Consider the following 21,543-nt stretch of genomic DNA (forward strand, 5'->3'; position numbering starts at 1 on the left):
TTTCTCTGTTGAGATTCTCAGGAGAACCCCGCTGACCCGGCGGCGTGTTTGCCGTTGTTCCGTGTCAGTGGTGGCGCATTATAGGGAGTTATTCCGGCCTGACAAGAGGAAATTTAAAATAATTTTCTGACCGCGCAACATTCAACCAAATCAGCCTAAAACTGCCAGTTTTTCGAGCGTTTCGAAGCCGTAACGCTGTAAAACGGGCAATAATTGTTCAGCTTCTGGCGTCATTGCCATACAAAAGGCAATATTCGCATCGGCAGATTTTGCATCCGGGGCTTCATGTTCTAACAGCCAGGCCGTTCGGCGAGCAATCGCTGCGCCAGAATCCACCAGCCGGGTTCCCTCTGGCAGCACCTGTAACAGTTCTTCTTGTAGTAGAGGGAAATGGGTACACCCCAGTACAACGGTATCTGGCGGCTCTTTCATTCTTAACCACGGGCGTAGGATACGTTTTAGCGCATCCAGAGAAACATCTTCGCCATGCAGCTTCGCTTCAGCCAACTCAACCATCTCTGCCGAGCCCAGCATTTCTATCTGGCATTCATTAGCGAAACGCGCGATCAGCTCATGAGTATAAGAACGTTTAACAGTTCCGCGGGTTGCCAGTAATCCGACAATGCCATTTGCCGTCAGACGTGCAGCAGGTTTAATCGCCGGCACGACACCAACAACCGGGAAGTCGAACTTTTCGCGTAATGCAGGAAGTGAAACGGTACTGGCGGTGTTGCAAGCGACCACAGCCAGCGCAAGGGGATAACGTTCTTGCACTGCGGTGACAATTTCCACCACTCGCTCAACAATAAACACTTCGCTTTTTTCGCCATACGGGAAAGCGACGTTATCGAAAGCATAAATGTAATGGAGATCCGGTAAGAGATGCCGGATCTCGTCATAGACCGACAACCCACCGACGCCGGAGTCAAACACCAGCACGGTGGGACGTGGTTCAGAAGGTGTAGCTGCCAGACAAGGTGTATTCCCGTCCTGCAGTTTGGTAGCCATAGACTGTCTCATAATCTTTGTCGAACAGGTTGGCTATTTTACCACGAACTGTCAGGTGAGAGGTGACCGGATACGCAACCGCAAGATCCCACAAGCTCACACCGCCCATTTTAACGGTTTGATAAGGATAAGATGAGTAATCCTTATCATAGCGAGTGCCTAAATACTGATAAGTAATCCCCCAGTCGAAGTCATACAACTGCCAGTCGAGCTGGTATTTCACCTGCTGTTTAGCACGGCGTAACAACGGCGTGTCAGTAATTGCATTGCGCGCATCAACATAATCATAACTCACAGTATGCGTCAGTGGTCCGGTATCAAAATTAGCGGTCGCCTCGACACCCTTAATCCGCGCTTTCCCTTCGTTGTAATATTTCAGGGTGTGATCATCATAATCGATCAAGTCACTGACATCGTTACGATATCCGGAAATACGCCAGTTAACCCCAGCAGTTAAGCCTTCAAACGCGCCTTCCCATTGTTTGCTTTTCTCAGGATTCAGATTCGGATTACCGTAGGTGCCATACAGTTGCCCAAGATTTGGTGCCTTATAAGATGTTCCGTAGGAAGCAATAAAGCGATAACCTTCGATGAACTCCCAACCGGCGCTGGTTTGCCAGGTACCATGACGACCAAACTGAGAATTATCGTCGCTGCGTCCTGCGCCTTCAAAAGTAAAATCGCCGACTTGTTGCAGCCCAGTCAGATAGATGCCGGTATTACGTTGATCATATCCATCCTCAACATAAGCTGTGCCCGGTGCCGTGCTCTGCTTCTGCCAGTCAACACCCGCACCAATATTACCGTGGCCAATGATGATGTTGTTTGCCCACTGGACGGTGTACTGTTTCATCTCATCGAGCGTCGCGGACGAATCATAACGACCATAATGCGGATCGTAGTTGTAATCTTTGCTATGGCTGTAGCTGGAAATCAGTTGTGATTTAATCAGTTCGCCGTTATAGCGCAGTCCGGCATCCCAACTTTGGCTATAGAGTTTACGGGTATCGACCAGTGGCAAGCCGGGAGAATAATATGCGTCATAATTGGTACGATTATCATAGCCATAGCCGCGCACAAAGCCGCTCCAGACATCAGTAAAATTATGCTCCAGCGCGCCATAAAGCGTTTTACTTAAAAAACCATCGTTATCTGGCTGCGCTTGCGTTCCGGTATTACCATAGGCGACAACATCATAACCATGAGTATGGGCATAATCGCCCAACAGCGTTACCCGTGTCTTATCCCCCAGTTGTTGCTGTGTAGAGACATCATAGTTCTGATAACTATTGCTTCCCCACCCTGCTGAAATTTCCGTTCCGGGGTGATCGCGCGTCGTGATGATATTCACGACCCCGCCTATTGCATCTGAACCATAAACAGCGGAGCGCGGCCCACGGATATATTCAACACGCTGGACAAGCGCAATAGGGAACTGACTAAGATCAGCAGAACCACTCACCCCCGCCAAATTCAGGCGGACGCCATCAATTAACACCAACACATGACTGGCATTTGTACCGCGAATAAAAATAGATGAGAGCTGACCTGAACCGCCGTTTTGGGTGATATCCACGCCCGGAAGACGGCGCAGCACATCATTGACCGAGGTCGACTGCCAGCGGTCGATATCCTGACGCGTCACAACAGTAGTTGGCGCAAGCACAGTGCTGCGCGGTTGTTCAAAACGGTTAGCAGTAACGACGAGAGTATCCGGGCTGGTATCCTGTGCCCAAGCGGAAAATGCCGTGACGGAACACGCCGTCAGCAGCGAAGCTTTTTTAATCATTGTAAAGCATCCACAATAGAAGAAGGATGCCGCAGGTTTCATCAATATTACGCGATGATGAGAACCAGATGCGACGTTGGCCGGCAGGTCTTCGGGCTTGGAGGGGTATCTAAGATACTAAGAGATGATGACTTCCCACCGGATGGCAGTGTCCGCATAACGCAATCATCGCACCTTTCCTTACCGCTGCGCGTCAGCTCCAGATTCGCACTGGATTCCCTATTAACTCACAGGACCGGCAAGTGGATGCTACAGGTTGTAACAAGTTACTGTCCAGACGTAGCTCACAAATAGGAATTCATCAAGATCTGGACATCTGATGAGCAATCCCTACAATCGCCGCGTACTTTAATTTTTCAGGATACATCATGACCCCCGAACACCTTCCAACAGAACAGTATGAAGCGCAGTTAGCCGAAAAAGTGGTACGTTTGCAAAGTATGATGGCACCGTTTTCTGACCTGGTTCCGGAAGTGTTTCGCTCGCCGGTCAGTCATTATCGGATGCGTGCGGAGTTCCGCATCTGGCACGATGGCGATGACCTGTACCACATCATTTTCGATCAACAAACCAAAAGTCGTATCCGTGTGGATAGCTTCCCCGCCGCCAGTGAACTTATCAACCAGTTGATGACGGCGATGATTGCGGGTGTGCGTAATAATCCCATTCTGCGCCACAAGTTGTTCCAGATTGATTACCTCACTACGCTAAGCAATCAAGCGGTTGTTTCCTTGCTGTACCATAAAAAGCTGGATGATGAGTGGCGTCAGCAGGCGGAAGCCCTGCGCGATGCACTGCGCGCGCAGAATCTGAATGTGCATCTGATTGGTCGGGCAACGAAAACCAAAATCGCGCTGGATCAGGATTACATCGACGAACGTCTGCCGATCGCGGGGAAAGAGATGATCTACCGTCAGGTAGAAAACAGCTTTACCCAACCGAACGCGGCGATGAATATTCAGATGCTGGAATGGGCGCTGGACGTAACCAAAGGCTCAAAAGGCGATTTACTGGAGCTATACTGCGGCAACGGTAACTTTTCATTAGCGCTGGCACGCAATTTTGATCGGGTATTAGCCACCGAAATCGCCAAGCCGTCAGTCGCCGCCGCGCAATACAACATTGCCGCTAACCATATTGATAACGTACAAATTATTCGTATGGCGGCAGAAGAATTTACTCAGGCGATGAATGGTGTGCGCGAGTTTAACCGCCTGCAAGGAATCGACTTAAAGAGTTATCAGTGCGAAACCATTTTTGTCGACCCACCGCGCAGCGGTCTGGACAGTGAAACCGAGAAAATGGTGCAGGCGTATCCACGTATTCTGTATATCTCCTGCAATCCGGAAACGTTATGCAAGAATCTGGAAACATTAAGCCAGACGCACAAGGTCGAACGTCTGGCTCTATTTGATCAGTTCCCCTACACGCACCATATGGAGTGCGGCGTATTACTGACCGCGAAGTAAAACCCATGCCGGATGCGCTTGCATCCGGCATGATACCGATTACTCAGCAACTTCCTGCTTACGGTTACGCATCTTCGCGCCAATCCAGAACACCATAATGACGGACAGTACTGCCGGGAAGAAGTTAGAGCCGATATCCGGATATTCCGCACGAACTACCGTGCTGTACAGCAGTACGCCGAGAATAAAACAAGCAGCTGCCAGACCCGGCAAGCCTACCGGCATAGTGCGATTAAGATAACGTTGATGCAGGCAGTAAACTGTCAACACCAGGGAAATAATCGGGAATACAGAAAATGGTACAATGGAGCTAAACAGCGCTGCAAAAGTACCATTGATCGATAAGCCAGCAACCAACGCTAGCAGCAGCGTACCTCTATCTTGATTTGCTTGTTTCATTACTCGTCCTTCACATTTCCCGGAATAATTGTGGTTTTCTCTTGTTCACGGCGATACCAGTAATAAGCCCCTTTCGAAATCATTCGCAGCTGCAGTACCAGTCGCTCTTCTAATTGCCGGCGTTGCTCGACGCCGACATCCAACGCCTCGGCCCCCGCACTGAAGACAATCGTCACCATTGCTTCGGCTTGCGCTTCAGTAAACGCACGCGGCATATGGTTTTCGAGTTCCAGATAGTCCGCAAGTTCCGCAATGAAGTGCTGAATTTCACGCGCAACGGCGGCACGAAACGCAGCGGAGGTGCCGGAGCGTTCCCGCAATAATAACCGGAAGGCGTTAGGATTATTACCGATGAACTCCATAAATGTGGAGACCGAGGTGCGGATCACACTCCCGCCTTTGGCGATACGCTGACGCGCCTGACGCATGAGTTGGCGTAGCATTAAACCGCTCTCATCAACCATGGTCAGACCCAGTTCGTCTACGTCGCGGAAATGCCGATAAAAAGAGGTGGGAGCAATGCCTGCTTCTCGTGCCACTTCACGCAAACTCAGGCTGGCGAAGCTGCGTTCAGCACTTAATTGGCTAAATGCGGCTTCCACCAGCGAACGGCGGGTTTTTTCTTTTTGTTGCGCTCTTACGCCCATCACGATGTCTGAATCCTTGCCAAAAGTACTGCTGGCACTATACCAGAGAATGAACATACTGGATTGCTCCAGTGTTGTGAATGAACGGTAACGCAATAAAACATATTTACTGCAATTCTTTGGCCGGTTCTTTTACGTACAACAACGCCAGCATCGACAGCAACGTGCCTCCCCCCAGATACCACGCCGGAGCCGTCAGACTATCCAGCAACACGATGGATTGCGTGGCGAAATATTGCGCAAAACCGCCAAAGATTGCTACGCCAATGCTATAAACCAGCGCGAAACCTAATGCCCGAATCCGTTTCGGCAACAGTTCAGAGATCAACAACATCACTGGCACACCGCCAAGCGTGGTAAAGCTGACCATCACGAAAACCACCGTCAGCAACATGCCAGGGCTTGGGTAATTCACCAACAGCCAGAATGACGGCCAGCTACAGAGAAGCACCATCACACGGGAGATTAAAATCAGCTTTTTACGCCCAACCGAATCACATAGCATCCCCACCAACAGCGCACCCACAAACGTAATTACCCCCGCCAGTAACATCGCTGCATGAGAATAATGTTGAGGCATCGCCAGATACTTCGCCGCCCAGGTGCCGTAATAAAAGAGGGAGATATAGGTTGCGACCGTGCTACCAATAGCGAGTAAAACGCCATTAACGATAGTCGCCTTATGTTGCAGGAGCAGAGAAAACGCGCTTTCGCTGGTAGCAGCTTTTTTATTGCGCACTGGCTCAGGTACGTCATTTTCCAGGCTCAGACGCAACCAGCAACCGATAGGTGCTAATAACACGCCAATAAAAAACGGCACACGCCAGCCCCATTCTGCCATTACGGTTTCTGAACCTGTGGCGAACGGTAGCCATGCGCTCAGACCTAAAGCAACAACCCCACCGAAGGTCGTTGCCAGCCCTTGGGTCGCCAGTGACCAACTGCTGTAAAAGCCGCGACGATTTGCCGGAGCTGACTCCACCAGTAGCGACATTGAAGCCCCGACTTCACCACCTGCCGCAACGCCCTGAATTAGACGCGCCAGCACCAGCGTTGCAGTTCCCCAATAGCCCGCCGTTTCATACGTCGGTGCGATGCCGATCATCAGCGTACCGAGGCTCATCAGAGCAATAGTGAACACCATCGCCGGTTTACGCCCGAAGCGATCGGCCCAGGCACCAACGATAATCCCACCGAGCGGACGCATAAAAAAGCTCACACCAAACGTTGCAAATGCCAGTAACAGCGCGACGTTATGATCGGCACTGGGTGGGAAGAAAAGCGTACTGATATAGACCACAAAAAAGTTGTAAACGCCAAAATCAAAAAATTCGAGCGCATTGCCAAACGCCGAGGCAAAGATCACCCGCCTGCCGCTGGGCTTTTTCTTCACACTCACGGTTTCATTTACGATCGCCGTCATTCCATGTTCCTTGCCAAAAAGTGTTGTTGTGTGTTGTTTTATTTATTGCAGCCAGGCTTCAACCAGTGCGCCCCAGTAGCTGCTTGCCGGGACCAGGCTTGCATCGTTAAAGTCGTAACCGGGGTTATGCACCATGCAGGAACCTTCCCCGACATCGCCATTACCGAATAACAGGAAACCGCCTTTGGGTTGGGCTTCCAGCATGAAAGAGAAATCTTCACTGCCCATCAGGGGTTTGATGCCAAACTCAGCCCGATCTTCACCAAATGTTTTGCACGCCACCTGCCAGGCGAAGCGCGCCATCTCCTCGTCATTTACTAATACCGGTGTACCGTTAACATGCGTAACCTCAGCCGTAGCGCCAAAGCTGGCAGCCTGGGCTTGTGCAAGAGCAGGAATACGGGTCAGAAGAAGTTGTCGGGTATCGCGGCTAAGAGAGCGGACACTGATTTTCATCTCAGCACTGTCAGGAATGACGTTAGCCGCCTCACCCGCAACAATGCTGCCGACGGTAATTACCGCCGCTTCCAGCGGATCGACATTGCGCGACACAATGCTTTGTAATGCGGTGGTGATATGTGCAGCAACCAGCACTGGATCGATGGCTTTGTGCGGGATCGCACCGTGTCCGCCACAACCACGAACCGTAATATGGAACTGATCCATTGACGCCATCAGCGCCCCAGGCTGGAAGAAAAACTTGCCGACCGGCAAACCCGGCATGTTGTGCATCCCGAAAATGACATCGCAGGGGAAACGATCAAAAAGCCCCTCTTTAACCATGATCTCACCGCCGTTAATCATCTCTTCCGCAGGCTGGAAGATAAGGCGTAACGTGCCGTTAAAACGGCGGGTTTCGGCAAAATAACGCGCAGCCCCCAGCAGTATGGTGGTATGCCCGTCATGCCCGCAGGCGTGCATTAAACCAGGATGTTTACTGGCCCAGGGCTTGCCACTATTTTCATAAATCGGCAACGCATCCATATCCGCCCGCAGGCCAATACTTTTCTCTCCGTCGCCCACTTTTAACGTGGCTACCACGCCGGTTGTCGCCAGCCCTTGCTCAACCTCATAGCCCCACTGGCGCAGCTTTTCCGCAACCAAAGCACTGGTTTTAAATTCTTGTAATCCCAGCTCCGGGTTTCCGTGGATCTGATGGCGGATCTCGCGAAGTTCTTCCTCAAACCCACGAATATAGTGTTCGATCATCGGCTATTCCTTTATTCACTTATAAACAGGCTAATTAACGGATTTTATTGATGGTATAAATACAAATAACTCATCAATATAAAATATTTATACATTTGTTTTATAAGAAGATTTCATAAAGACAATAACAAAAAAGCACGCTTCGGCAAGATAAAACTATCAGCCATAAGAAAAAGCGATTAATAGTGAATAAATAAAATAAGAAGGAGGAAGACAAAGCAAAGGCCGCTCACGATATAGCCAGATAAATGACGGGGATCAATTGGCTTACCCGCGATAAAATGTTACCATTCTGTTGCTTTTATGTATAAGAATAGGTAAGCCCTACCATGCCACATTCCTACGATTACGATGCCATAGTAATAGGTTCCGGCCCCGGCGGCGAAGGCGCTGCGATGGGCCTGGTTAAGCAAGGTGCGCGCGTCGCAGTTATCGAGCGTTATCAAAATGTTGGCGGCGGTTGCACCCACTGGGGCACCATCCCGTCGAAAGCTCTCCGTCACGCCGTCAGCCGCATTATAGAATTCAATCAAAACCCACTATACAGCGACCATTCCCGACTGCTCCGCTCTTCTTTTGCCGATATCCTTAACCATGCCGATAACGTGATTAATCAACAAACGCGCATGCGTCAGGGATTTTACGAACGTAATCACTGTGAAATATTGCAGGGGAACGCTCGCTTTGTTGATGAGCATACGTTGGCGCTGGATTGCCCGGACGGCAGCGTCGAAACACTAACTGCTGAAAAATTTGTTATTGCCTGCGGTTCTCGTCCATATCATCCAACAGATGTTGATTTCACCCATCCACGCATTTATGACAGCGACTCAATTCTTAGCATGCACCACGAACCGCGCCATGTACTTATTTACGGTGCTGGAGTGATCGGCTGTGAATATGCGTCGATCTTCCGCGGTATGGATGTAAAAGTGGATCTGATCAACACCCGCGATCGCCTGCTGGCATTTCTCGATCAAGAGATGTCAGATTCTCTCTCCTATCACTTCTGGAACAGTGGCGTAGTGATTCGTCACAACGAAGAGTACGAGAAGATCGAAGGCTGTGACGACGGTGTGATCATGCATCTGAAGTCGGGTAAAAAACTGAAAGCTGACTGTCTGCTCTATGCCAACGGTCGCACCGGTAATACAGATTCGCTGGCGTTACAGAACATTGGGCTGGAAACTGACAGTCGCGGACAGCTGAAGGTCAACAGCATGTATCAGACCGCACAGCCGCACGTTTACGCGGTGGGCGACGTGATTGGTTATCCGAGCCTGGCGTCGGCAGCCTATGACCAGGGGCGCATTGCCGCGCAGGCGCTGGTGAAAGGTGAAGCCAACGCACATCTGATTGAAGATATCCCTACCGGCATTTACACCATCCCGGAAATCAGCTCTGTAGGCAAAACCGAACAGCAGCTGACCGCGATGAAAGTGCCATATGAAGTGGGCCGCGCCCAGTTTAAACATCTGGCACGTGCACAAATCGTCGGCATGAACGTGGGCACGCTGAAAATTTTGTTCCATCGGGAAACAAAAGAGATTCTGGGTATTCACTGCTTTGGCGAGCGCGCTGCCGAAATTATTCATATCGGTCAGGCGATTATGGAACAGAAAGGTGGCGGCAACACTATTGAGTACTTCGTCAACACCACCTTTAACTACCCGACGATGGCGGAAGCCTATCGGGTAGCTGCGCTAAATGGCTTAAACCGCCTGTTTTAACACTTTATCGAAATGGCCATCCATTCTTGCGCGGATGGCCTCTGCCAGCTGCTCATAGCGGCTGCGCAGCGGTGAGCCAGGACGATAAACCAGGCCAATAGTGCGGCGTGGTTCCGGCTTAATGCACGGCAGATAAACAACCCCATCGCGTTTGCGTTCCGGCGGCACAGCCAGCGCAGGCAGTAAAGTGATCCCGCTACCTGCCGCCACCATGTTGCGCAGAGTTTCCAGGCTGGTCGCGCGGAAGTGTGTATCTTCATCCGCCCCGGCTTCAAAACAGAAACCCATTGCCTGATCGCGCAAACAGTGACCATCTTCCAGCATCAGCAGTTTTTCCCCTGCCAGATCGGCCATCGGTACGCATTCGCGGTTCGCCCACGGGTGGTCTTCATAGATAGCCAGCAACATTGGCTCATCAAACAACGGCACTTCAATGAATGCTTCGCTCTCTTTCACCAGCGCGAGGATCACGCAATCGAGTTTGCCGCTGTCCAGTTGCGCCAGTAACTGGTGGGTCTGTGCTTCATGCAGATACATTTCCAGCTTTGGAAAGGTCTGGTGCAGCATCGGGATAATATGCGGTAGCAGGTACGGTCCAACCGTGGGAATCAAACCAATATGCAGCGGCCCGGACATCGTCTCGCCCTGCTGGCTTGCCATCTCTTTAAGGACTTTCACCTCACGCAGTACGGTACGCGCCTGATCCACCAGCAGCATTCCCGCCTGGGTGAACAACACTTTACGGCTGGTCCGCTCCAGCAACATCACGCCCAACTCATCTTCCAGCTTACGAATTTGCCCGCTAAGCGTCGGCTGGCTAACGTGGCAGGAATCTGCCGCACGCCGAAAATGGCGGTGTTCGGCCAATGCCACCAGGTACTCAAGATCACGAATATTCATTATCCATCCTCCATTGCCACGATAGTTCGCGGCGATAGGTAGCATAGCAACGAACGATTATCCCTATCAAGCATTCTGACTGATAATTGCTCACAGAAACGGAGCGGCACCTCTTTTAACCCTTGAAGTCACTGCCCGTTTCGAGAGTTTCTCAACTCGAATAACTAAAGCCAACGTGAACTTTTGCGGATCTCCAGGATCCGCTTTTTTTTATTCTACAGGCCCACAGCAAGAGAGCCTGATAGTAACGGTTACTCAATCCGATCTTTGACAATAAAGAAGTAACACAGCGCCCCGGTGAACGTCACACAGGCCGCGATAACCAGCGCCAGATTAAACGAGTGTGTGGTATCCACGACCCAACCGGTTACGATCGGAGCAAAGGAAGCAAAAACAAAACTGCCAAAGTTTTGAATCCCGGCGATGGAAGCCACTTTTGTTTCTGACACCATCACCTGCACCAGCCCCCATGCAGATGTTCCCGCGAAATGCACGCAGAACAGCGCCATTGAGATAAACGCTACCGCCTGGGCTGGCGAGGAAGATTGCACGACCAGCAACGTGCCTAATGCCGACATCATCAAACCGCAGACAATCGCCGTTTTACGCGTCTTCGCCAGGTCATAGCCTTTTTTCGCCAGCCGATCGACAACAATACCGTTAACCCACATCCCGACCGCCGCCGCGAGGAAAGGAATTGCCGCCACCCAACCGGTTTTCGCCAGACTGAAACCTTGTTCGGCCTGCAAATAACCGGGTAACCACGCGATGTAGAGCCAACCGGTATAATTGACGCCAGAGAAACCTAAAATCATCCCCCAGGTTGTCCGATGCTTAAACAGCGCCAGCCACTCGCTAAATTGTAACTGTGGACGCGGTTTAACCGGCGCGGAGAGATATGTCCGTTCTTCCTCGGTCAGGACAAACTGCGCCCGGTTGCGATACCACGCGTACCAACAGATCCCAACCAGAATCCCTGCTACGCCGATGATGACAAACATCGTCCGCCAGCCCCATGCCAGTTGCATCAATACAAGAGCAGGAGGCGCGATAGCCTGACCGATAACGGTAGATGAGTTAAAAATCCCCAGCGCCGTGCCGCGTTCTTTTTGCGCATACCAGTCGGTGATCGACTTTACTCCCGCAGGCATAAATGGCGCTTCGCCAATACCCAGACCGATACGCATTAAAATAAAGTGGCTAAAAGAATTAACCATTCCTGTTAATGCCTGCATTAATGACCAGAATATTAAGCCTGCGCCTAACACTATTCGTGGGCCAAAGCGGTCTAGCAAAATACCGGAAGGAAGTTGTGAAAAACCATAAGACAGAGAAAATGCAGAAAGCAAAACACCAAATTCGGTAGCGGATAATCCTAACTCACCACGAATTGCTTCACCTGCCACGCTCAATGACGAACGGTCGAGAAAATTAACGATCCCCGCCATAAATAATAAAACCAGGGTCACTGTCTGAATACGACGAATCCGTTGCGGTTTATTACCCGCAACACTGGTTGACACATCAACGTCCATTTTTAGCTCCTTGAGCGGAATTAATCGATTTGATGAATATTCAGAAAATAATTAAGCGAACCGCTATTACCAGTTCCACAATGTGCCATCTTCCAGTCGTGCGACGGGGAGATACGCCGGGTCATACGGATATTTCGCCGCCAGTTTCTCATCGAAAGAAATACCCAGCCCCGGTTCATCGCCTGGGTGCATATAACCTTCATCGAAGCGCCAGCTGTGCGGGAAGACTTCAAGCATTTGTTCGGAATAGCCCATGTACTCCTGAACGCCAAAGTTTGGCACCCAGAGGTCAAAATGCAGCGCCGCCGCATGACAAACAGGCGATAAATCTGAAGGGCCATGCGAACCGGTACGTACCTGATAAAGCGATGCAAAATCGGCAATCCGTCGCATCCCGGTAATGCCGCCTGCATGGGTAATCGTCGTGCGAATATAGTCAATCAGCTGCTCTTCGATTAACTGCTTGCAGTCCCAGATACTGTTAAACACTTCACCGACCGCAATCGGCGTCACGGTATGCTGGCGAATCAGACGAAAACATTCCTGGTTCTCGGCAGGCGTCGGATCTTCCATCCAGAACAGGCGGTAATCCTCAATGCTCCTCCCAAAGCGTGCCGCTTCGATGGGGGTCAGGCGATGGTGCATGTCATGCAACAGATGTTCGTTAAAACCGAACTTATTACGCACCGCTTCAAATAACTTCGGCGTAAAATCGAGATACTTTTCTGAAGACCACAACTGCTCTTCTGGCCACAGGCCTTTGGTTGCTGGTTCATACGCCAGTCCTTTGCCCTTCGCCAGACCATAGGTGGTTTGCATACCCGGTACACCACACTGCACACGAATCGCCTTAAAGCCCATCTGCTGGTGCTTTGCATAGTCTTCAAGGACTTCATCAATCGTCCGCCCGGTGGTGTGGCAATAAACCATCACGCCTTCACGAGAAGCGCCACCAAGCAGTTGATACAATGGCATATTTGCCGCTTTAGCTTTGATATCCCACAACGCCATATCAATGGCAGAAATGGCCGACATCGTGACGGGACCACGTCGCCAGTAAGCTCCTTTATAAAAGAATTGCCAGATATCTTCGATACGGCTGGCATCGCGGCCAATTAATTGAGGACAAAGATGATCTTTCAGATAAGAAGCGACCGACAATTCGCGACCATTTAACGTGGCATCTCCTAATCCACAAAGTCCGCTTTCAGTGGTTATTTTAAGCGTAACGAAATTACGCCCGGGACAAGTAACAAAAACATCCACAGCAATAATTTTCATTATTGCAATCTCCTGTATTGTAAATAGACACTTCAAACTTAATTTTACGCCTACTACCATACAAGAGAGCAAAAGTGATTATTCAACCGTGATCACATTAAAAATAAAAATTTCTACCGAGGAGAAAAAACACCCTCAAAAACCACCTGAATAATTAGCCATCATCGTTAAAACAACACGTTAAATAATCACATAACAAACTCCATTAATCATTAAAAATGAACACAGCAATAGAAATGAATTATATTCAATTAATTAAAGTATGTATTGGCTGATGTATTGAAAATATAATTTTTATGGGGAGAGTGAAGGTAAAGAAGACGCAAGAATAAAAAGGAATGTGACAAATAATGGTTCTGGTTGGGCGTTAAATTTAAGGTCACCAGAATGCTGACAAATTTCTGCCTGATGCGGCGTAAACGCCTTATCCGCCTACGAAGTGTCACACTTTGTAGGCGTGGTAAGCTCCCCATTTTCAGGGGAGCAATATAAACAAATTACCCCAACCGCGCCTGCGCAAAAGCAATCGCCTGCGCCACCTGTTGCGGTGAGACACCGCCTTTTGCTGCACGCTTGTCGAGGCACGATTGCAGCGACAGAATCGGATAGACATCTTCGCCAATCACCTGGCTGAATTTCTGCAACTCACTGAGCGGCAGATCTTCCAGCGCTTTGCCCTGACGAATGGCTTCCACCACCGCTTCACCCACAATATGGTGCGCCTCGCGGAACGGTACGCCTTTCGCCACCAGATAATCCGCCAGTTCAGTAGCGTTGGCGTAACCCTGCTGCGCCGCTTCCTGGCAACGCGGACGTTTCACCTGAATGCCGTCCAGCACCAGCGCCGCCATATGCAGGCAGTCCAGCCAGGTATCGAGCGCGTCGAACAGACCTTCTTTGTCTTCCTGCATATCTTTGTTGTAAGCCAGCGGCAAACCTTTCAGCGTCATCATCATGCCGGTTAACGCCCCCTGCACCCGACCGCATTTACCGCGAATCAGCTCCAGCGCATCCGGGTTTTTCTTCTGCGGCATTAATGATGAACCGGAAGTCACACGGTCAGAAAGCTCCACAAACCCCGCTTCGCCGGTGTTAAAGAAAATCAGATCTTCAGCAAAACGCGACAGATGCACCATGCCGATAGCGGCAGCAGAAAGCAGTTCCAACACATGGTCACGGTCAGAAACGCTGTCGAGACTGTTACGGGTCGCCGAAGCAAAGCCCAGCCAGCCTGCTAACTGTTCACGGTCGATTTCATAGGCCGTTCCTGCCAGTGCGCCACAGCCTAGCGGGCTGACATCCAGACGCTTAAGCGCATCCTGCAAACGGCTTTCATCACGCGCCAGCATCTCAACGTAGGCCAGGCACCAGTGCGCGAACGTCACCGGCTGGGCGCGTTGCAGGTGGGTGTAACCCGGCATCACCGCGTCCTGATTGTTCTGCGCGGTCTCGACCAGAGCGGATTGTAACTGCCGGTTAGCCGTCAGCAACTCGCTAACGGTATCTTTGCACCACAGTTTCAGGTCAGTTGCTACCTGATCATTACGGCTACGCCCGGTATGCAGTTTTTTGCCTAACTGACCCACTTTGTCGATCAGTTTGCCTTCCACCCAGCTATGGATATCTTCGGCGTCGCTTTCAAGGATTTGTTGTGGCCTGGCGCGAACATCTTCCAGCAGCACGTTCAGCGCCTCTTCCAGTTGCGCCTGCTCTTCTGCGGTTAACACGCCGACCGTTACCAGGGCTTTGGACCAGGCCACAGAGCCAACAATATCCTGCTCCGCCAGACGGTAATCAAAGCGCAGTGAGTCGTTGAATTGTTTGAACCGTTGATCTGCTGCCTGGGTAAAACGCCCGCCCCAAAGTGCCATAACTCTGTTTCCTTATTTTGAAATTCAATGCCGGAAAGCTGCGCCTCCGGCCAACAAAACTTAAGCTAAAATCCGCGTACCCATCGGCATACCGTTAAACAGTGCCGGAAGCTGTTCCGCATGACGCCAGGAGGCGATATCTACCGGACGGCCCAACGTGCGCGCAGCATCCAGCGCCGCGTTCACTTTCACAATCATGCCGTCAGTAATAATGCCCTGCTCAATCAGTTGTTCTGCTTTCGCGGCGGTCATTTCGGCAATACGTTGCCCTTTGCCGTCGAGAATGCCGCTGACGTCAGAGAGCAAAATCAGATCCGCGCCCAGCGTTGCCGCCAGCGCCGTCGCCGCCTGGTCGGCATTGACGTTCATCAGTTGCCCTTCGTTTGTTACGCCAATGGAGCTGACCACCGGCAGATAACCGTTCTCCAGCAAGCTGTTGATAAGCTTAGGCGAACCTGGCTGCGCCAGTCCAACATGGCCTAACTCTTCATCAAGCTGGGTCACTTTGACGCTGTCGCCGTCACCGAGAAACAAACCTACGGCCGCAATCTGATGCTTCTTCGCCCATGCCAGCAGGGTTTTATTTGCCGTTCCCGCCAGTGCTCCGGTGATAATGTCTATCTGATCCGCAGGCGTCACCCGCAGGCCATTTTTCTTTTTCACCGGCAGATTCAGCCCTTTCATCAGCTCATCCACCACGCAACCGCCGCCGTGCACAATCACCAGCTGACGCTGATGTGACTCGCGATAATTCACCAGTGCGCTAAACAGACGTTCCAGCGCCTCTTCACTATCCAGCAGTACGCCACCCAGTTTGATAATTAATGGATTCATCATTGCACCCTTAAATAAGAGACTGCGTTTCCGCATAGCCGAAACGAATATTGGCGCACTGCACCGCTTGTGCCGCCGCGCCTTTCAGTAAGTTGTCTTCGGTCGCCACAATAATCAGATGCTCGCCCTGAACGGCAAAACCGATATCGCAGAATGGCAGTCCAACGACATTTTTCAGCGCCGGAACGCCTTTGTCATACAGCCGCACCAGTGGTTTATGGGCATACGCCTGCTGTAACGCTTGCGCCACTTGCACCTGGCTCACACCCGGTTTCAGGCGGCAGGTAATGGTTTCGAGAATGCCGCGCGGGAAATTGCCCAGATGCGGGGTGAAGATAACGTCAGCACCGAGGTGTGTGGCGATCTCTGGTTGATGGCGATGGGTAAAGACGCCATACGGTTGCAGGCTAACTTCACAAAAACTATTTGAAATCGCTGCCTTACGTCCTGCACCGCTCACGCCGCTGGTGGCGTTGATCACCGGCCACTGATTGAGGTCAAGAAGATCGGCATCAATCAACGGTTTCAGCGCCAGCTGTGCTGCCGTCGGATAACAGCCTGGCACGGCAATCAAGTTCGCTTCTTTTAATTTATTACCGCACCACTCCGCCAGACCGTAGGCTGCCTGTTCCAGCAGTTCCGGGTATTGATGGGTAAAGCCGTAATATTTTTCATAGAAGGCGACATCGTTAACACGAAACGCGCCGGAAAGGTCGAACACCACACAGCCTGCTTCAAGAAATTGCGGCGCTAAATCGTGGCTGACTTCATGGGCGGTGGCGAGAAACACCACGTCCACCCCTGGGCTAAACTCGCTGATATCCGACATCGGCTGCAACGGCAGATCAACGATGCCTTTTAGCTGCGGATGCAAATCGGAGATTAACTTTCCCGCATCATTGCTTTGCGCTGAAACAGTCAAAGCGGTTATGTTCATATGCGGATGGCGATTTACATAGGTCACTAGCTCTGCGCCAGCGTAGCCGCTGGCACCCACAATCAGCGTATTCAACATCGGGGCTATTCACCTTCTTATGTCTGGTTGCCAGGTTAAACGTAAAACATTCACCTTACGGCTGGTGGGTTTTATTACGCTCAACGTTAGTGTATTTTTATTCATAAATACTGCATGAATATTGATACTATCATGACCAGAGGTGTGTCAACAATGAAAAACAAATTACCGCCATTTATCGAGATTTACCGTGCTCTGATTGCCACACCTTCAATAAGCGCCACGGAAGAGGCACTCGATCAAAGCAATGCAGATTTAATCACTCTGCTGGCGGACTGGTTTAAGGATTTAGGCTTCAATGTGGAAGTACAGCCTGTGCCAGGAACTCGCAACAAATTTAATATGCTGGCCAGTTGCGGACAGGGGGCTGGCGGTTTGTTGCTGGCGGGGCATACCGATACGGTGCCATTTGATGACGGACGCTGGACGCGCGATCCATTTACGTTGACGGAGCATGACGGCAAGCTTTACGGCTTAGGCACCGCCGACATGAAAGGCTTTTTTGCGTTTATCCTTGATGCGCTACGCGATGTCGACGTCACGAAGCTTGCAAAACCGCTCTACATTCTGGCGACTGCCGATGAAGAAACCAGTATGGCCGGAGCGCGTTATTTTGCCGAAACTACCGCCCTGCGCCCGGATTGCGCCATCATTGGCGAGCCAACGTCGCTGCAACCGGTACGCGCGCATAAAGGTCATATCTCTAACGCCATCCGTATTCAGGGCCAGTCGGGCCACTCCAGCGATCCAGCACGCGGAGTTAACGCTATCGAACTGATGCACGACGCCATAGGGCATATTTTGCAATTGCGCGATAACCTGAAAGAACGTTATCACTACGACGCGTTTACCGTGCCATACCCTACGCTCAACCTCGGGCATATCCACGGCGGCGATGCATCTAACCGTATTTGCGCTTGTTGTGAGTTGCATATGGATATTCGTCCGCTGCCAGGCATGACACTCAATGAACTTAACGGTTTGCTCAACGATGCATTGGCTCCAGTGAGCGAACGCTGGCCGGGTCGTCTGACGGTCGACGAGCTGCATCCGCCGATCCCTGGCTATGAATGCCCACCGAATCATCAACTGGTTGAAGTGGTTGAGAAATTGCTCGGAGCAAAGACCGAAGTGGTGAATTACTGTACCGAAGCGCCGTTTATTCAAACGTTATGCCCGACGCTGGTTCTGGGGCCTGGCTCAATTAATCAGGCTCATCAGCCTGATGAATATCTGGAGACGAGGTTTATCAAGCCCACCCGCGAACTGATCACCCAGGTGATTCACCATTTTTGCTGGCATTAAAACGTAGGCCAAACAATGTCGGATGCGATGCTTGCGCATCTTATCCGACCTACACCTTTGGTGTTACTCGAGGCGATTTTTTAACATTCCCATAAGTTACGCTTATTTAAAGCGTCGTGAATTTAATGGCGTAAATTCCTGCTATTTATTCGTTTGCTGAAGCGATTTCGCAGCATTTGACGTCATCGCTTTTACGTGGCTTTATAAAAGACGACGAAAAGCAAAGCCCGAGCATATTCGCGCCAATGCGACGTGAAGGATACAGGGCTATCAAACGATAAGATGGGGTGTCTGGGGTAATATGAACGAACAATATTCCGCATTGCGTAGTAATGTCAGTATGCTCGGCAAAGTGCTGGGAGAAACCATCAAGGATGCGTTGGGAGAACACATTCTTGAACGCGTAGAAACTATCCGTAAGTTGTCCAAATCTTCACGCGCTGGCAATGATGCTAACCGCCAGGAGTTGCTCACCACCTTACAAAATTTGTCGAACGACGAGCTGCTGCCCGTTGCGCGTGCGTTTAGTCAGTTTCTGAACCTGGCCAACACCGCCGAGCAATACCACAGCATTTCGCCGAAAGGCGAAGCTGCCAGCAACCCGGAAGTGATCGCCCGCACCCTGCGCAAACTGAAAAACCAGCCGGAACTGAGCGAAGACACCATAAAAAAAGCAGTGGAATCGCTGTCGCTGGAACTGGTCCTCACGGCTCACCCAACCGAAATTACCCGTCGTACACTGATCCACAAAATGGTGGAAGTGAACGCCTGCTTAAAACAGCTCGATAACAAAGATATCGCCGACTACGAACATAACCAGCTGATGCGCCGCCTGCGCCAGTTGATCGCCCAGTCATGGCATACCGATGAAATCCGTAAGCTGCGTCCAAGCCCGGTAGATGAAGCCAAATGGGGCTTTGCCGTAGTAGAAAACAGCCTGTGGCAAGGCGTACCGAATTACCTGCGCGAACTGAACGAACAACTGGAAGAGAATCTCGGCTACAAACTGCCCGTCGAATTTGTTCCGGTCCGTTTTACCTCGTGGATGGGCGGTGACCGCGACGGCAACCCGAACGTCACTGCCGATATCACCCGCCACGTCCTGCTGCTCAGTCGCTGGAAAGCCACCGATCTGTTCCTGAAAGATATTCAGGTGCTGGTTTCTGAACTGTCGATGGTTGAAGCGACCCCTGAACTGCTGGCGCTGGTTGGCGAAGAAGGTGCCGCAGAACCGTATCGCTATCTGATGAAAAACCTGCGTTCTCGCCTGATGGCGACACAGGCATGGCTGGAAGCGTGCCTGAAAGGCGAAGAACTGCCAAAACCAGAAGGCCTGCTGACACAAAACGAAGAACTGTGGGAACCGCTCTACGCTTGCTACCAGTCACTTCAGGCGTGTGGCATGGGTATTATCGCCAACGGCGATCTGCTCGACACCCTGCGCCGCGTGAAATGTTTCGGCGTACCGCTGGTCCGTATTGATATCCGTCAGGAGAGCACCCGCCATACCGAAGCGCTGGGCGAGCTGACCCGCTACCTCGGTATCGGCGACTACGAGAGCTGGTCAGAAGCCGACAAACAGGCGTTCCTGATCCGCGAACTGAACTCCAAACGTCCGCTTCTACCGCGCAACTGGCAACCAAGCGCCGAAACGCGCGAAGTGCTCGATACCTGCCAGGTGATTGCCGAAGCGCCGCAAGGCTCCATTGCCGCCTACGTGATCTCGATGGCGAAAACGCCGTCCGACGTGCTGGCTGTCCACCTGCTGCTGAAAGAAGCGGGTATCGGGTTTGCGATGCCGGTTGCTCCGCTGTTTGAAACCCTCGATGACCTGAACAACGCCAACGATGTCATGACCCAGCTGCTGAATATCGACTGGTATCGCGGCCTGATTCAGGGCAAACAGATGGTGATGATTGGCTATTCCGACTCAGCAAAAGATGCGGGCGTGATGGCAGCTTCCTGGGCGCAATACCAGGCACAGGATGCATTAATCAAAACCTGCGAAAAAGCGGGTATTGAGCTGACGTTGTTCCACGGTCGCGGCGGTTCCATTGGTCGCGGCGGCGCACCTGCCCATGCGGCGCTGCTGTCACAACCGCCAGGAAGCCTGAAAGGTGGCCTGCGCGTGACCGAACAGGGCGAGATGATCCGCTTTAAATATGGTCTGCCAGAAATCACCGTCAGCAGCCTGTCGCTGTACACTGGGGCGATTCTGGAAGCCAACCTGCTGCCACCACCTGAGCCGAAAGAGAGCTGGCGTCGCATTATGGATGAACTGTCAGTCATCTCCTGCGATCTCTACCGTGGCTACGTACGTGAAAACAAAGATTTTGTGCCTTACTTCCGCTCCGCTACGCCGGAACAAGAATTGGGCAAACTGCCGTTGGGTTCACGTCCGGCGAAACGTCGCCCGACCGGCGGCGTCGAGTCACTGCGCGCTATTCCGTGGATTTTCGCCTGGACGCAAAACCGCCTGATGCTCCCCGCCTGGCTGGGTGCAGGTACGGCGCTGCAAAAAGTGGTCGAAGATGGCAAACAGAGCGAGCTGGAAGCCATGTGCCGCGATTGGCCATTCTTCTCGACGCGTCTCGGCATGCTGGAGATGGTCTTCGCCAAAGCAGACCTGTGGCTGGCAGAATACTATGACCAACGCCTGGTCGACAAAGCACTGTGGCCGTTAGGTAAAGAGTTACGCAATCTGCAAGAAGAAGACATCAAAGTGGTGCTAGCGATTGCCAACGATTCTCACCTGATGGCCGATCTGCCGTGGATTGCAGAGTCTATTCAGCTACGGAATATTTACACCGACCCGCTGAACGTATTGCAGGCCGAGTTGCTGCACCGCTCCCGCCAGGCAGAAAAAGAAGGCCAGGAACCGGATCCTCGCGTCGAGCAGGCGTTAATGGTCACTATTGCCGGGATTGCGGCAGGTATGCGTAATACCGGCTAATCTTCCTCTCCTGCAAACCCTCGTGCTTTTGCGCGAGGGTTTTCTGAAATACTTCTGTTCTAACACCCTCGTTTTCAATATATTTCTGTCTGCATTTTATTCAAAATCTGGATATCCCTTCAGATATCCTTAAGGAATTGTCGTTACATTCGGCGATATTTTTTTCAAGACAGGT

At 51.4% G+C, this 21,543-nt stretch carries 16 protein-coding genes and 1 riboswitch; of the genes, 4 read left to right on the forward strand and 12 right to left on the reverse strand.

Annotation, left to right across the window (positions count from 1 at the left end; translation table 11 throughout):
* Nucleotides 1-150: 150 nt before the first annotated feature.
* Together murI and btuB are read right to left on the reverse strand one after the other, a co-directional pair.
* Nucleotides 151-1,008, reverse strand: a complete 858-nt coding sequence (murI, locus tag C4F37_RS15175; protein WP_000201829.1) for a glutamate racemase — start codon at nt 1,006-1,008, stop codon at nt 151-153.
* Entirely contained in the window at nt 953-2,797 is a 1,845-nt protein-coding gene (gene btuB / locus C4F37_RS15180; RefSeq protein WP_000591376.1) for a TonB-dependent vitamin B12 receptor BtuB, read from the reverse strand. The genes murI and btuB overlap by 56 nt, the downstream gene beginning before the upstream one ends.
* 65 nt (nt 2,798-2,862) lie before the next feature.
* A riboswitch (cobalamin riboswitch) is annotated at nt 2,863-3,052 on the reverse strand.
* Between the two features lie 113 nt (nt 3,053-3,165).
* On the opposite strand from btuB, the gene trmA reads away from it, so the two are divergent.
* Complete coding sequence (trmA, locus tag C4F37_RS15185) at nt 3,166-4,266, forward strand: tRNA (uridine(54)-C5)-methyltransferase TrmA (protein WP_000187001.1); 1,101 nt, start codon at nt 3,166-3,168, stop codon at nt 4,264-4,266.
* A gap of 39 nt (nt 4,267-4,305) precedes the next feature.
* On the opposite strand, the gene C4F37_RS15190 is transcribed toward trmA, so the two are convergent.
* The 4 genes from C4F37_RS15190 to C4F37_RS15205 form a co-directional block, all read right to left on the reverse strand.
* Nucleotides 4,306-4,665, reverse strand: coding sequence for a YijD family membrane protein (locus tag C4F37_RS15190; RefSeq protein WP_000806411.1), 360 nt, complete (start codon nt 4,663-4,665; stop codon nt 4,306-4,308).
* A complete protein-coding gene (gene fabR, locus C4F37_RS15195) occupies nt 4,665-5,315 on the reverse strand; it encodes an HTH-type transcriptional repressor FabR (RefSeq protein ID WP_122083113.1) in 651 nt (216 codons plus the stop codon). The genes C4F37_RS15190 and fabR overlap by 1 nt, the downstream gene beginning before the upstream one ends.
* Nucleotides 5,316-5,418: 103 nt before the next feature.
* On the reverse strand, nt 5,419-6,735 hold the full coding sequence (locus C4F37_RS15200) for a citrate-proton symporter (RefSeq protein WP_000125464.1): 1,317 nt from the start codon (nt 6,733-6,735) through the stop codon (nt 5,419-5,421).
* Nucleotides 6,736-6,777: 42 nt separating this feature from the next.
* Nucleotides 6,778-7,944, reverse strand: coding sequence for a M20 aminoacylase family protein (locus tag C4F37_RS15205; RefSeq protein WP_001540363.1), 1,167 nt, complete (start codon nt 7,942-7,944; stop codon nt 6,778-6,780).
* Between the two features lie 329 nt (nt 7,945-8,273).
* Between C4F37_RS15205 and sthA the strand changes: the two genes are divergently transcribed.
* A complete protein-coding gene (gene sthA / locus C4F37_RS15210; RefSeq protein WP_001120806.1) occupies nt 8,274-9,674 on the forward strand; it encodes a Si-specific NAD(P)(+) transhydrogenase in 1,401 nt (466 codons plus the stop codon).
* On the opposite strand, the gene oxyR is transcribed toward sthA, so the two are convergent.
* From oxyR to argC, 6 genes are all read right to left on the reverse strand, one after another.
* Nucleotides 9,657-10,574, reverse strand: coding sequence for a DNA-binding transcriptional regulator OxyR (gene oxyR, locus C4F37_RS15215; RefSeq protein ID WP_001025939.1), 918 nt, complete (start codon nt 10,572-10,574; stop codon nt 9,657-9,659). The two genes, sthA and oxyR, sit on opposite strands and share 18 nt — an antisense overlap.
* Nucleotides 10,575-10,825: 251 nt before the next feature.
* Nucleotides 10,826-12,109, reverse strand: a complete 1,284-nt coding sequence (locus C4F37_RS15220; RefSeq protein WP_000382186.1) for an MFS transporter — start codon at nt 12,107-12,109, stop codon at nt 10,826-10,828.
* Nucleotides 12,110-12,175: 66 nt separating this feature from the next.
* Nucleotides 12,176-13,390, reverse strand: coding sequence for a D-mannonate dehydratase ManD (gene manD / locus C4F37_RS15225; RefSeq protein ID WP_000691039.1), 1,215 nt, complete (start codon nt 13,388-13,390; stop codon nt 12,176-12,178).
* A gap of 497 nt (nt 13,391-13,887) precedes the next feature.
* Entirely contained in the window at nt 13,888-15,261 is a 1,374-nt protein-coding gene (gene argH / locus C4F37_RS15235) for an argininosuccinate lyase (protein WP_001230079.1), read from the reverse strand.
* 60 nt (nt 15,262-15,321) lie between these two features.
* Nucleotides 15,322-16,098 carry an acetylglutamate kinase gene (gene argB / locus C4F37_RS15240; RefSeq protein WP_001298414.1) on the reverse strand — a complete coding sequence of 259 codons (777 nt, stop codon included), beginning with the start codon at nt 16,096-16,098 and terminating at the stop codon, nt 15,322-15,324.
* Nucleotides 16,099-16,105: 7 nt separating this feature from the next.
* Entirely contained in the window at nt 16,106-17,110 is a 1,005-nt protein-coding gene (argC, locus tag C4F37_RS15245; RefSeq protein ID WP_000935379.1) for an N-acetyl-gamma-glutamyl-phosphate reductase, read from the reverse strand.
* 153 nt (nt 17,111-17,263) lie between these two features.
* Here argC and argE point away from each other — a divergent pair, with 153 nt between their 5' ends.
* Together argE and ppc are read left to right on the forward strand one after the other, a co-directional pair.
* Entirely contained in the window at nt 17,264-18,415 is a 1,152-nt protein-coding gene (gene argE / locus C4F37_RS15250) for an acetylornithine deacetylase (protein WP_001298411.1), read from the forward strand.
* A 301-nt stretch (nt 18,416-18,716) separates the two neighbouring features.
* Complete coding sequence (ppc, locus tag C4F37_RS15255; protein ID WP_001005569.1) at nt 18,717-21,368, forward strand: phosphoenolpyruvate carboxylase; 2,652 nt, start codon at nt 18,717-18,719, stop codon at nt 21,366-21,368.
* Nucleotides 21,369-21,543: the final 175 nt, after the last annotated feature.

Source organism: Escherichia sp. R1 (assembly GCF_003000935.1).
GTDB classification, from domain to species: Bacteria; Pseudomonadota; Gammaproteobacteria; order Enterobacterales; family Enterobacteriaceae; genus Escherichia; species Escherichia coli.